Annotated in this window: 10 protein-coding genes and 1 pseudogene; 6 read left to right on the forward strand and 5 right to left on the reverse strand. The window is 71.7% G+C overall.

Features of this window, described 5'->3' with window-relative positions; genetic code table 11:
* Window positions 1-47 precede the first annotated feature (47 nt).
* Entirely contained in the window at window positions 48-1,532 is a 1,485-nt protein-coding gene (locus CS0771_RS02275) for a gamma-aminobutyraldehyde dehydrogenase (protein WP_212839569.1), read from the reverse strand.
* A 280-nt stretch (window positions 1,533-1,812) separates the two neighbouring features.
* Here CS0771_RS02275 and CS0771_RS02280 point away from each other — a divergent pair, with 280 nt between their 5' ends.
* Window positions 1,813-2,307, forward strand: coding sequence for an Lrp/AsnC family transcriptional regulator (locus tag CS0771_RS02280; protein ID WP_244871294.1), 495 nt, complete (start codon window positions 1,813-1,815; stop codon window positions 2,305-2,307).
* Between the two features lie 67 nt (window positions 2,308-2,374).
* Here CS0771_RS02280 and CS0771_RS02285 read toward each other — a convergent pair whose 3' ends face one another.
* Complete coding sequence (locus CS0771_RS02285) at window positions 2,375-3,610, reverse strand: PotD/PotF family extracellular solute-binding protein (protein ID WP_244870551.1); 1,236 nt, start codon at window positions 3,608-3,610, stop codon at window positions 2,375-2,377.
* A 264-nt stretch (window positions 3,611-3,874) separates the two neighbouring features.
* Here CS0771_RS02285 and CS0771_RS02290 point away from each other — a divergent pair, with 264 nt between their 5' ends.
* Together CS0771_RS02290 and CS0771_RS02295 are read left to right on the forward strand one after the other, a co-directional pair.
* The gene (locus tag CS0771_RS02290; RefSeq protein ID WP_212839571.1) at window positions 3,875-5,221 is read left to right on the forward strand and encodes an aspartate aminotransferase family protein; all 1,347 of its coding nucleotides are present in this window, start codon (window positions 3,875-3,877) and stop codon (window positions 5,219-5,221) included.
* Entirely contained in the window at window positions 5,218-6,561 is a 1,344-nt protein-coding gene (locus CS0771_RS02295; RefSeq protein WP_212839572.1) for an FAD-binding oxidoreductase, read from the forward strand. The genes CS0771_RS02290 and CS0771_RS02295 overlap by 4 nt, the downstream gene beginning before the upstream one ends.
* A 190-nt stretch (window positions 6,562-6,751) precedes the next feature.
* Here the strand turns inward: CS0771_RS02295 and CS0771_RS02300 are convergent, their stop codons facing one another.
* Window positions 6,752-7,114: a DUF3499 domain-containing protein gene (locus tag CS0771_RS02300; protein ID WP_212839573.1), complete on the reverse strand. Its 363-nt coding sequence runs from the start codon at window positions 7,112-7,114 to the stop codon at window positions 6,752-6,754.
* Between the two features lie 120 nt (window positions 7,115-7,234).
* Between CS0771_RS02300 and CS0771_RS02305 the strand changes: the two genes are divergently transcribed.
* Complete coding sequence (locus tag CS0771_RS02305; protein WP_203755036.1) at window positions 7,235-7,681, forward strand: metallopeptidase family protein; 447 nt, start codon at window positions 7,235-7,237, stop codon at window positions 7,679-7,681.
* Between the two features lie 73 nt (window positions 7,682-7,754).
* Here CS0771_RS02305 and CS0771_RS02310 read toward each other — a convergent pair whose 3' ends face one another.
* Entirely contained in the window at window positions 7,755-8,012 is a 258-nt protein-coding gene (locus tag CS0771_RS02310; protein WP_203755039.1) for a WhiB family transcriptional regulator, read from the reverse strand.
* Window positions 8,013-8,331: 319 nt separating this feature from the next.
* The gene (locus CS0771_RS02315; protein WP_212839574.1) at window positions 8,332-10,920 is read right to left on the reverse strand and encodes a bifunctional FO biosynthesis protein CofGH; all 2,589 of its coding nucleotides are present in this window, start codon (window positions 10,918-10,920) and stop codon (window positions 8,332-8,334) included.
* A gap of 58 nt (window positions 10,921-10,978) precedes the next feature.
* On the opposite strand from CS0771_RS02315, the gene cofD reads away from it, so the two are divergent.
* Both cofD and CS0771_RS02325 read left to right on the forward strand, forming a co-directional pair.
* Window positions 10,979-11,935 (forward strand): 2-phospho-L-lactate transferase, encoded by a 957-nt coding sequence (gene cofD, locus CS0771_RS02320; protein WP_212839575.1) that lies wholly within the window; start codon window positions 10,979-10,981, stop codon window positions 11,933-11,935.
* Window positions 11,932-12,684, forward strand: a pseudogene (locus CS0771_RS02325) (coenzyme F420-0:L-glutamate ligase); the annotation flags it as partial. The gene cofD and the pseudogene CS0771_RS02325, both read left to right, overlap by 4 nt.
* Window positions 12,685-12,768 lie beyond the last annotated feature (84 nt).

Here is a 12,768-nt window from a genome sequence, read left to right on the forward strand (position 1 = left end):
GAAAGTTCCTTCACTGCTGGAGGGGTTACCGGCGCGGTATCACTTGCTCACTGGCTGAAGACGGTGCGGTGCCACGGTTTCGCGGCCACCGCCGTGCGGTCGTACATAACGTGTTTGAGCTGGGTGTACTCCTCGAAGGAGTACGTGGACATGTCCTTGCCGAAGCCGGAGCGACGGTAACCCCCGTGCGGCATCTCGCTGATGATCGGGATGTGGTCGTTGACCCACACGCACCCGGCGCGCAGCTCGCGCGTGCCCCTCAGGGAGCGGTGCACGTCGCGCGTCCACACGCTCGCCGCCAGGCCGTACGGCGTGTCGTTGGCCAGGGCCACACCCTCGTCGTCGGCGTCGAACGGCAGCACGACCAGCACCGGGCCGAACACCTCCTGCCGTACGATCTCGCTGTCCTGGGCGGCGTCCACGACCAGGGTCGGCGCGTAGTACGCACCATGCCCGAGGCCGTCGGGCACCCGCCCGCCGGTCACGATCTTGGCACCCGCGGCGCGGGCCCGGTCCACGAACCCCGCCACCCGGTCGCGCTGCGCGACGCTGATCAGCGGGCCGATGTCGGTCGCCGGGTCGAGCGGGTCGCCGGGGCGTACCCCCTCGAACAGCTCGGCGACCCGCGCGACGAAGCGGTCGTAGAGCGGCCGCTGCACGTAGGCGCGGGTGGCCGCGGTGCAGTCCTGCCCGCTGTTGATCAGCGAACCGGCGACCGCGCCCTGCGCGGCGGCCTCCACGTCGGCGTCGTCGAAGACCAGGAACGGGGCCTTGCCGCCCAGCTCCAGGTGGATCCGCTTCACGGCGCCCGCGGCGGTCGCGCCGACCTGGCGGCCCACCGCGGTCGAGCCGGTGAAGCTGACCATGTCCACGTCGGGGTGGGCGACCAGGGCCGCGCCCGCCACCGCGCCGCGGCCGGTGACCACGTTGACCACGCCCGGGGGGATGCCCGCGTCCAGGCACGCCTGTGCGAACATCACGCTGGTCAGCGGGGTCAGCTCGGCGGGCTTGAGCACGATGGTGTTGCCCGCGGCGATCGCGGGCAGGATCTTCCAGGCGGCCATCTGCAGCGGGTAGTTCCACGGCGAGATCGAGCCCACCACGCCGATCGCCTCGCGGCGCACGTAGCTGGTGTGGTCGGCCGAGTACTCCCCCGCGGCCTTGCCCGCGAGGTCGCGCGCGGCGCCGGCGAAGAAGGCGGTGTTGTCGACGGTGCCGGGCACGTCGAACTCCGCCGCCAGCCGCACCGGCTTGCCGGTCTGCGACACCTCGGCCGCCACGAAATCCGCGGCGCGGTCCGCGAGGATCCCGGCCAGGCGGTGCAGCGCGCCGGAGCGCTCCCCCGGCGTCGCGCCCGACCAGCCGCCGAACGCGGCGCGGGCCGCGGCCACCGCGGCGTCGACGTCTTCCTGACCAGCGAGTACATACTCGGCGACGGTGCTACCGTCAGCGGGGTTGACCACGGCGAACGGCTCACCCGAGCTTCCGTCGGCCAAACGGTCACCGATGACGTTCGGCGAGAAGCCTGCCATATCGCCCCCTTTGTCGGCTGGTTGACAACCTGCGGCGCGACGATCCTGACATGACCTGCGCCACATGACAAGGGATTCCGTGGTGAATCCGGGAGGCGGCTACGGATTCCGACATCCTATGTCGCGTGCACATGACGTTTCCGTTACGCGAACGTCCGCCAAGTGTCGGAATCGTCTGCCACGTAGCGATACGATGCCCGGGTCGGGTCCCCACCCCTGGTCGATCCCCCCATCTGACACGCCTCAGGAGGCCTCATTGCCGACGCCCGCCGAACCAGCCGTGCCGCGCGCCGTGATCCGCCGTCACCCTCAACTGAACCATGCGAACCACGCGCTGCTCGACGACATCGCCAAGCAGATCATCGAGCAACTGCAGGAAGACGGCAGACGGCCGTACGCGACCATCGGCCGTGCGGTCGGCCTCAGCGAGGCGGCGGTACGCCAGCGCGTGCAGCGGCTCATCGACGCGGGCGTCATGCAGATCGTGGCGGTCACCGACCCGCTCCAGCTCGGCCTCGGCCGCCAGGCGATGATCGGCGTCCGGACCACGGGTGACCTGGAGGGCATCGCCGACCGGATCTCGGCGATCGGCGAGGTCGACTACGTCGTGATCACCGCCGGCTCGTACGACATCCTGTGCGAGGTCGTCTGCCGCAACGACGACCACCTGCTGGAGATCCTCCAGGACGTGCGCGCCGTGGACGGCGTCGTCAGCGCCGAGGTCTTCGTCTACCTCAAGCTCCGCAAACAGACGTACTCCTGGGGCACGGCCTAGCCCTCGCACGACGAAGCTCCCGCCATGCTGTCCGGCAGCACGACGGGAGCTTCGCTCATGAGCTGGTTCAGACGCCCATGACGGCGGAGAACTTCGCCTGGTACTCACGCTCCTCGGACTCGCTGAGCGGGGCGAAGGCCTTCACGTTCGCCAGCATCGCCGCATCCGGGAAGATCAGCTTGCTCTCGGCCAGCTCCGGGTCGATCTTGGCCATCTCCTCCTGCGCGCCGGCCACCGGGCACACGTAGTTGACCCACGCGGCCAGCTCGGCGGCCACCTTCGGGTCGTAGTAGTGGTCCAGCAGCGTCATGGCGTTGCTCGCGTGCTTCGCGGTCACCGGGATCACCGCCGCGTCGGACCAGATCAGCAGGCCCTCCTCCGGCGTGACGAACTTGATCTTCTCGTCGTTGAAGCCGAGCTGGATCGCGTCGCCGGACCAGGCCACCGCCGCCGCGACGTCGCCCTTGGCCAGGTCCTGCACGTACTCGTTGCCGGTGAAGCGGCGGATCTGGCCGGACTCGACGGCCTTACGCAGCTTCTCCAGCGCCGCGTCGAAGTCCTCGGGGGTGAAGGCCGCCGGGTTCTTGCCGAGCGAGGCGATGAGCAGGCCCATGGTGTCGGGCATCTCCATCGGCACGGTCACCCGGCCCTTGAGGTCGGGGCGGGTGAGCAGCTCGTCGATGGTGCGCACCTCCTTGGCCACCCGGGTGTTGACCGCGATGCCGGTCAGGCCGGACTGCCACGGCACCGCGTAGCGCAGCTCGGTGTCGTACGGCCGCGCCTTCAGCGAGGGCAGCAGGTTGCGGTGGTAGTTGACCATCTTGGCGGCGTCGAGCGGCTGCGCGAACCCGTGCCGCAGGAACTTGCTCACCATCCAGTCGGAGAACACCACGATGTCGCGGTCGATGCTCTGGCAGCCCGCAAGCTGCGTGCGGATCTTGCCGAAGAACTCGTTGTTGTCGTTGATGTCCTCGGTGTACGCGACCTTCAGCCCGCTCTTCGCCTGGAACGCGGCCAGGGTGGGGTGGCGCGCGGAGTCGTTCTCGTCGACGTCGAGGTACTGCGTCCAGTTGGAGAACGCCACCGTGCGCTCGGTGGCGGACACATCGGGGGTGACGCAGGCGGCGGCGCTGGTGGCGACGGTGCCGGGCACGCCGCGGGTGCCGCAGGCGGCCATCGTGGCGCCGGTCGCGGCGATCGCGCCGCCGGCCAGGGCGCCCTTGAGCAGGCGCCGCCGCGACGGGTTGGCCTGGGCGGCGGCGAGCAGGGCACGGGCCGGGGTCGACAGGGAACGAGCACGCAATCGAGGCACCTCTCGGCGGGCGGGGCGGCGATACCCCGCAGGTGGGCGACCCGCAATTGTGCCCAAATCACCCCGCGCCGTGCCCGGTCCGGTGGGGCGGCTCACAAACCGCCCGCCGGGCGCGGACGGGCGCGAACCTCACGGACATGACCACGAAATCCGTAGGTCATGTGCGAAAATACCACGGAGAGGGTTGCCGTATCTCGAAGACGTATGCGATAACCGTAGGCACTGCCGCAACGTACGGATGAGTGAGGCCTCACGATGGGCAAGGAAACCGACCACCTCTGGATGCACTTCACCCGCATGGCCGCCTACCGTGACGGCGACGTGCCGACGATCGTGCGAGGTGAGGGCGCGTACGTCTGGGACAGCAAGGGTCGGCGCTACCTCGACGGCCTCGCCGGCCTGTTCACCGTCAACGCCGGGCACGGCCGCTCCGAGCTCGCCGAGGCCGCTGCCAAGCAGGCGCACGAGCTGGCGTACTTCCCGCTGTGGTCGTACGCCCACCCGAAGGCGGTCGAGCTGGCGGACCGGATCGCGGGGCTGACCCCCGGCGACCTCAACCGGGTCTTCTTCACCACCGGCGGCTCCGAGGCGGTCGAGAGCGCCTGGAAGCTGGCCCGCTCCTACTTCAAGAAGATCGGCCAGCCGCTGCGGCACAAGGTGGTCAGCCGCTACCTGGCCTACCACGGCACCTCGCTGGGCGCCCTGTCGATCACCGGCGTGCCCGCGTTCCGGGCCGAGTTCGAGCCGCTGGTGCCCGGCGGCATCAAGGCCCCCAACACGAACTTCTACCGCGCCCCCGAGCACGGCGACGACTACGCGGCGTTCGGCGTGTGGGCGGCCGACGAGATCGCCCGCGCCATCGAGCGCGAAGGGCCGGAGACCGTCGCCGCGGTCTTCCTGGAGCCGGTGCAGAACGCCGGCGGCTGCTTCCCCGCGCCGCCCGGCTACTTCCAGCGGGTACGCGAGATCTGCGACCGCTACGGCGTGCTGCTGGTGTCCGACGAGGTCATCTGCTCCTGGGGCCGGCTCGGCGAGTACTTCGGCGCCCAGTACTACGGCTACCAGCCCGACATCATCACCACGGCCAAGGGCATGACCTCGGGATACTCGCCGCTCGGCGCGATGATCGCCAGCGAGCGGCTGATCGAGCCGTTCCTGGCCGACGGGCAGATGTTCGCCCACGGCATCACCTTCGGCGGCCACCCGGTCAGCTGCGCGGTCGGCCTGGCCAACCTGGACATCTTCGAACGGGAGGATCTCAACGGGCACGTGCGCGAGCAGGCGCCCGCGTTCCGGGCCACCCTGGAGAAGCTGTACGACCTGCCGATCGTCGGCGACGTGCGGGGCGAGGGCTTCTTCTACGGCATCGAGCTGGTCAAGGACAAGGCCACCCGGGAGACGTTCAACGCCGAGGAGTCGGAGAAGCTGATCCGCGGCTTCCTGTCCGGCGCGCTGTTCGAGGCGGGCCTCTACTGCCGCGCCGACGACCGGGGCGACCCGGTGATCCAGCTGTCCCCCGCGCTGACCTGCACCCAGCAGCAGTTCGACGAGATCGAGCAGATCCTGCGCGACGTGCTCACCCGGGCCGCGACGCTGCTGTGACCAGCCTCTGGTCCGACACCGCGGGCGGGGCCGGCGCGCCCCGCCCGCCCCTGCCCGGCGACCTGGACGCCGACGTGGCGATCGTGGGAGCCGGCTACACCGGCCTGTGGACGGCGTACTACCTGCGCCGGGCCGACCCGGGCCTGCGTATCGCGATCGTCGAGGCCGCGCACGCCGGGTTCGGCGCGTCCGGCCGCAACGGCGGCTGGTGCTCCGGGCTTCTCCCCATCTCCCTGCCCAGGCTGGAGAAGCTGCACGGCCGGGCCGCCGCGATCGCGTTCCAGCAGGCGATGATCGACACGGTGGACGAGGTCGGCCGGATCGCCGCGGCCGAGGGCATCGACTGCGACTGGGCCAAGGGCGGCACCCTGGGCCTGGCCCGCAGCGCGGCACAGTGGCGCGCGGCGCGGGCCGAGGCGGCGCTGGCCGCGTCGTACGGCTTCGACCTGCACCTGCTCGACCGGGCCGCGACGCTGGACCGCTGCGGCGCGACGTCGGTTCACGGGGCGACCTGGTCGCCGCACTGCGCGGCGGTACACCCGCTGCGCCTGGCCCTGGGGCTGGCCGCGACGGTCGAGCGGCAGGGCACGGTGATCTACGAGGGGACTCGGGCGCTGGAGCTGGCGCCGGGGCGCGTGCGCACCACGTACGGCACCGTGCGGGCCCCGTACGTGGTCCGGGCCACCGAGGGGTACACGCCCGACCTGCCCGGACACCGGCGCGACGTGGTGCCGGTCTACTCCCTCATGATCGCGACCGAGCCGCTGCCCAAGACCTTCTGGGACGAGGCCGGGCTCGACCGCCGGGAAACCTTCACCGATCACCGGCGCATGGTGATCTACGGCCAGCGCACCGCCGACGACCGGCTCGCCTTCGGCGGGCGCGGCGCCCCGTACCACTTCGGCTCGGCGGTCCGCCCGTCGTTCGACCACGAGCCGTCCGTGCACCTGGCCCTGCGGAACACGCTCACCGACCTGTTCCCGGCGCTGGACGGCGCGAAGCTCACCCACGTCTGGGGCGGCCCGCTCGGCATCGCCCGTGACTGGCACCCGTCCACCGGCCTCGACCGCGCCACCGGCCTCGCCTGGGCCGGCGGCTACGTGGGCGACGGCGTCGCCGCCGGCAACCTGGCCGGCCGCACCCTCGCCGACCTCATCACCGGCCACGAGTCGCCGCTCACGGTCCTCCCCTGGGTCAACCACCGCTCCCCCCGCTGGGAGCCCGAACCCCTCCGCTGGCTGGGCATCAACACCGCCCTGCACGCCGTAGCCACCCTCGACCGCCTGACAAAGGAAGGGCACCTTCTTAACGCTTTCCGTAAAGGAAGGGCACCTTCTTAACGCTCACTGTGCGGCCTGCCGGGCGCCTGGCCGCCGATGATCGCTAGTTCGTGTCACAACCTCAGGTCTGGCCACAGGTTCTGACACGAACCCGCGATCTTGCCCGAGGCCGGATATCACAGACCGGCGGCACAGTTAAGAAGGGCACCTTCTACTACGGAAAACGATAAGAAGGTGCCCTTCCTTCGCCTCAATTGGGGGGGATGACGCGGAGGTGGCCGCGGCGGCCGGGGGTGGGTGGGCCGGGGTAAGGCGGCGGCTCCGGGGCCTGGCGCGGGGCGGGGCGGGCCGCCTCGCGGACGGCCTCGGCCAGGGCGACCAGGTCGTCGGTGGTGGGCGGCGGCGGCTCGAACTCGCCGTCGTGGCGGACCAGGTCCCAGCCGCGCGGGGCGGTCAGGCTCAGCGCGTGCGGCTCGCACAGGTCGTACGTGTGCGGTTCCTGGTACGCGGCGAGCGGGCCGACCACCGCGGTGGACTCGGCATAGACATAGGTCAGCGTCGCGACCGCCTGCCGTTGGCAGCCGTTACGAGAGCAACGCCGTGGAGACCTCACGGCGTGTGACGTTATCGCCCCGCCGGGCATCGGTGAACCGGAAACGCCGCGACACGCCGAGGGAAGGATCACGCCCCCGTACCGGGGCCCGCGACTGGCGCGCGGGGATACATTGGCGAAGTGACCAGTCCCGCCCGCCGCCGCCCGACCCTCGCCCGCCGCCGCCGTGACCGTCACGGCAGGGGGATGCGAGGCCGGCTGGTGCCCGCGAGCGTGCCCCTGGCGCGCACCAAGGCCGAGGTGTTCGACGAGCTGGTGCTGGACACGGTCGAGTCGCTCGAGGCGCGGTTCGCCAACGAGCTGGCCGGGGTCGAGTTCGCCGTCGAGGACGTGCCGCCGGATCTGAACGTGTACGACTCCGACGTGCTGGAGGACGGGCGGGTGCCGCTGGCGCGGCTGCTGCCGGGACGGCCGGGCCGGCACGGGGTGCCGCCGCGGATCGTGGTCTACCGGCGTCCGCTGGAGTTCCGGGCCTCAGATCGGGACGACCTGGGCGAGCTGGTGCGTGACGTGATCGTGGAGCAGGTCGCGAACCTGCTCGGGCTCAACCCCGACGACCTGGCCTGAGCCCTCGGCGACACGCTGAACCGCGGAAGAGCTGCCGGGCCGTCCCCCAACGGCCCTGGCAGCTTCCACGTCTTCAGACCGCGCGCCGCTTGAGCTTGCGGCGCTCGCGCTCGGACAGTCCACCCCAGATGCCGAAGCGCTCGTCGTGCGAGAGCGCGTACTCCAGGCACTCGGACTTGACCTCGCAGCGCGAGCAGATGCGCTTGGCCTCGCGGGTAGAACCACCCTTCTCAGGGAAGAACGCCTCCGGGTCAGTCTGGGAGCACAGTGCGTGCTCCTGCCACTCGGGCGCGTTGCCCAGCAGATCCGCCACGACGGGGCGACCGTCCATCTCCGCTGCCTCCTTATTGCGCGCCGACACACGGTCGGCGCAACCCCCCACCTGGGAAGCGTTTGTCCACATAGGCGGTTTTGTGGATGCCGCTACCTCCAGCCCCACGCAAAATTACACGTGTGTCGTACGTGCACCGTCAAGCTCACTCTGGTACACGTCCGGCAGGGCCGTTCGGCTCGGTCTGCACCGTCCCGCCACTGCCCTATCGATTCAGACCCGAAACCGGTGACGGCATGTCGGGCGTGTCGCGACGAAATTCTGCTGGCGTGTCGAACTTGACGGACGGCGCTGACGGTCTTCGGACAGAAGTGTTCGGCTAGCGGGCGTAACTCGTGGTACGCCGGCGAGCGGGGCGGCCCGCGGCCGCCGCGATGGCCTCCAGCTGTTCCACCGTACGTGCCGAGCCGTGCGCCGACCCGGCCATCCGGGAGATCGTCTCCTCCATGAGGGTGCCGCCGAGGTCGTTGCAGCCGCCGTTCAGCATGGCCACGGTGCCCTCGTCGCCCAGCTTCACCCAGGAGCACTGGATGTTGGGGATGCGACCGTGCAGCAGCAGCCGGGCCATCGCGTGCACGACCCGGTTCTCCCGCCAGGTGGCCCCGGCGCGGGCGATGCCGGCCAGGTAGATCGGCGCGTTGGTGTGCACGAACGGCAGCGCCACGAACTCGGTGAACCCGCCGGTGCGGTCCTGCACCCCGGCCAGCACCCGGAAGTGGCCCAGCCAGTGCCGCGGGTGGTCGACGTGGCCGTACATCATCGTGGAGCTGGATCGGATGCCCAGCCGGTGCGCCGCCTCGACGGTCTCCACCCAGGCGGAGGTGGGCAGCTTGCCCTTGGTCAGCACCCAGCGCACCTCGTCGTCGAGGATCTCCGCGGCGGTGCCCGGGATGGTGTCCAGCCCGGCCTCCCGCAGTCGGGTCAGCCACTCCACGACGGGCACCCCCGCCTTCGCGGCCGCGGTGACGATCTCCATCGGCGAGAAGGCGTGCACGTGCATGCCCGGCACGCGCTCCTTCACCGCGCGGACCAGCTCCGGGTACACCGAGACGGGCAGCTGCGGGTCGATGCCGCCCTGTACGCACACCTCGGTGGCGCCGTCCCGCCAGGCCTCCTCGGCCCGGTCGGCGACCTGCCCGATGCTCAGCCGGTACGCGTCGGCGTCCCGCTCGCGCTGCGCGAACGCGCAGAACCGGCAGCCCACGTAGCACACGTTCGAGAAGTTGATGTTGCGGTTGACCACGTAGGTGACGTCGTCGCCGACGGTGTCCCGGCGCACGTCGTCGGCAATGCGGCACAGCTCGTCCAGCGCCGCCCCGTCGGCGTGCAGCAGCGCCAGCGCGGCATCCTCGTGCACCGGCTCCAGCAGCGCCGCCGGATTCTCCCGCGCGACACGCAGCCCCGCCGCGAGCGCGCCCACGCTGACCGCCGGGCCGGCCTGCCCAGCCACCGGACCTGCGCTCGTCGCGTCCGGGCTCATGTAGCCGATCGCTGAACCCGCGGTCGTGCCGTCCGCTGCCGCGAGGCCCGCCGCTTCTCCGATCGCCGACCAGTCGCCGTAAACGGTGTCGAAGTCGCCGCGGCGGTCGTCCGAGCGGCCCCCGGCGTCGATTTCCCGATGCAGGTCGATCCGGCCCGTGCCGCCCTCCACCTCGGGCTCCTGCCAGGGGCGCCCGGTGACGGGTGCGTCCGCCACGGCCATGCCGCCCCCGTCGGCCAGGGCGCGCACGTGCGGGTGAAGTCGCGGGTCGATCCACCGGTCCGCGCCGCGCACGTATCCCGGATACACCGTCAGCCGCTCGCGCAGCTCGAACCCGGCGGCCTTCGTCAGATCCGCCAGCTCGTCCAGGTGCGGCCAGGGGCGCTCGGGGTTCACGTGGTCGGGGGTGAGCGGCGATACGCCGCCCCAGTCGTCGATGCCGGCCTTGACCAGCAGCTCGAACGACGCGTCGATGAGATTCGGCGGGGCCTGGATGCGCATACCGGGCCCGAGCAGCAGCCGGGTCACGGCGACGGTGGCGGCCAGGTCGCGCACCGAGGCGTCGGGAGTGGAGCGCATCGCCGTGTCCGGCTTGGCCCGGAAGTTCTGCACGATCACCTCCTGGAGGTGCCCGTACTCGCGGTGACTGCGCCGCATCTCGAAGATCGCGTCGACCCGCTCGGCGTGCGTCTCGCCGATGCCGATCAGGATGCCCGTGGTGAACGGCACCCCGACCCGGCCCGCGTCGGCCAGCACCCGCAGCCGGACCGCCGGCTCCTTGTCGGGCGAGCCGTAGTGCGGCCCGCCCGGCTCCGACCACAGCCGCGTCGCGGTCGTCTCCAGCATCATGCCCATGCTCGGCGCCACCGGCCGCAGCCGCTGCAGCTCCGCCCAGCTCAGCACGCCCGGGTTCAGGTGCGGCAGCAGGCCGGTCTCCTCCAGCACCGCGATCGCGACCGAGCGCAGGTAGTCCACCGTGGAGCCGTAGCCGCGCGCGTTCAGCCACTCCTGCGCGGCCGGCCACCGCTCCTCCGGCCGGTCACCCAGCGTGAACAAGGCCTCCTTGCAGCCCAGCGCCGCGCCCTGCCGCGCGATGGCCAGCACCTCGTCCCGGTCCAGGTAGGCCGCGGGCAGCCGGTGCGGCACCGTCGCGAACGTGCAGTAGTGACACCGGTCACGACACAGCCTGGTCAGCGGGATGAACACCTTCTTCGAGAACGTGATCACACCGGGCCGCCCGGCGTCGCGCAGGCCCGCGTCGCGTACCCCCGAAGCAAGCAAGAGCAGCTCGTCGAAGGCCGCACCATGGGCACTGAGCAGGGCGGTCGCCTCCGCGGCGTCCAGTGCCCGCCCGGCTGCGGCGCGCTTCAGCGCGCGCGCCACCTCCGCGTCGGTGACCTTGGACTGGGCGGCGACCTCGCTGGACATGCCCGCCAGCCTACGACCCTGGCCCCGCCGCCCTCCCCCGGTGGGAGAGGATGTCGCCATGCGGATCGTGGTGCTGGCAGGCGGCATCGGCGGGGCGCGCTTCCTGTCGGGGGTACGGGCACACGCCCGCGCCACCGGCGCCGAGGTGACCGCCGTCGTCAACGTGGGCGACGACGTGTGGATGCACGGGCTGCGCATCACCCCCGACCTGGACTCGGTCATGTACACGCTTGGCGGCGGCATCGACCCCGAGCGCGGCTGGGGCCGCGCGGGCGAGACCTGGACCGTCAAGGAGGAGCTGGCCAAGTACGGCGCCGAGCCCACCTGGTTCGGCCTCGGCGACCGCGACATCGCCACCCACCTGGTCCGCACCCGCATGCTCAACGCCGGCTACCCGCTCTCGGCGGTCGTCGCCGCGCTGTGCGACCGCTGGCAGCCCGGCATCACCCTGCTGCCCGCCACCGACGACCGGGTCGAGACCCACGTCGTCGTCACCGACGCCGACGGCTCCCGCGCCATCCACTTCCAGGAATGGTGGGTACGCCACCGCGCCGCCCTGCCCGCCGAGCAGTTCCGCTTCGTCGGGGCCGACACCGCCAAACCCGCGGCCGGGGTGCTCGACGCGCTCGCCGCCGCCGACGTCGTGCTGCTCGCCCCGAGCAATCCCGTCGTGTCCATCGCGCCCGTGCTCGCCGTGTCCGCCCTGCGCGAAGCGCTCGTGTCCGGCACCGCGCCCGTCGTCGGCGTCTCCCCCATCATCGGCGGCAGCCCCGTCCGCGGCATGGCCGACAAGTGCCTCGCCGCGATCGACGTCCCGTGCACCGCCGAGGGCGTCGGCCGCCTCTACGGCGCGCGCGCCGCCGGTGGCGTACTCGACGCCTGGCTCGTTGACACCGGCGACGCCGCCGCCGACGTGCCCGGCGTACGCGTCGGCGCCGCGCCCCTGTGGATGACCGACGACGACGCCACCGCCGCCATGGTCCGCGCCGCGCTCGAACTGGGAGGAGCCGCATGATCGACGGGTTCACCGTGCTCGCCGTCCGGGGCATCCCCGACGTGCAGCCCGGCGACGACCTCGCCAAGCTCATCGTCACCGCCGCCCCGTGGCTCGCCGACGGCGACATCCTCGTGGTCACCAGCAAGATCGTGTCCAAGGCCGAGGGCGCCCTGGCCGACGTGCCCCCCGGCGGCCCCGAACGCGAGGAGGCCCGCGAGCGCATCCTGCGGTCGCAGACCGCCCGCGCCGTCGCCACCCGCGGCCACACCCGCATCGTGCAGACCCACCACGGCTTCGTCATGGCCTCGGCGGGCATCGACAACTCCAACGTGGACCGCACCCAGCTCGTGCTGCTCCCCGAGGACCCCGACCGCTCCGCCCGCGCTCTGCGCCAAGCGCTGCGCGACGAGTACGGCCTCGACGTCGCGATCATCGTCAGCGACACCATGGGCCGCCCGTGGCGCAACGGGCTCACCGACGTGGCCCTCGGCTGCGCGGGCATCGAACCCCTGCGCGACCACCGCGGCGAGACCGACCCCCACGGCAACGAACTCCAGATCACCCAGATGGCCGTCGTCGACGAGCTGGCCGCCGCCGCCGAGCTGGTCAAGGGGAAGATCGACCGGGTGCCGGTGGCGGTCGTCCGCGGCCTGCTCACCGCCACCCGCGACAGCAACGGCGTCATCCCCACCCTGATCCGCGACGCCGAACACGACCTCTTCTCCCTCGGCACCGCCGAAGCCCGCGCCGAAGGCCGCCGCGAGGCGACCGGCACCTAGCCCACCCACCCCACCCCGACCCCCACCGCAGCGCGCAGCGCCGCCGCCCCAGCCAAGATCACTGTTTCGTGT

The organism is Catellatospora sp. IY07-71, assembly GCF_018326265.1.
Lineage (GTDB): Bacteria > Actinomycetota > Actinomycetes > Mycobacteriales > Micromonosporaceae > Catellatospora.

Bases quoted from the DNA above. Each gene is read 5' to 3' on its own strand.
- CS0771_RS02275 (WP_212839569.1), bottom strand. From the start codon at position 1,532: ATGGCAGGCTTCTCGCCGAACGTCATCGGTGACCGTTTGGCCGACGGA.
- CS0771_RS02290 (WP_212839571.1), top strand. From the start codon at position 3,875: ATGGGCAAGGAAACCGACCACCTCTGGATGCACTTCACCCGCATGGCC.
- CS0771_RS02310 (WP_203755039.1), bottom strand. From the start codon at position 8,012: ATGGACGGTCGCCCCGTCGTGGCGGATCTGCTGGGCAACGCGCCCGAG.
- CS0771_RS02315 (WP_212839574.1), bottom strand. From the start codon at position 10,920: ATGTCCAGCGAGGTCGCCGCCCAGTCCAAGGTCACCGACGCGGAGGTG.
- cofD (WP_212839575.1), top strand. From the start codon at position 10,979: ATGCGGATCGTGGTGCTGGCAGGCGGCATCGGCGGGGCGCGCTTCCTG.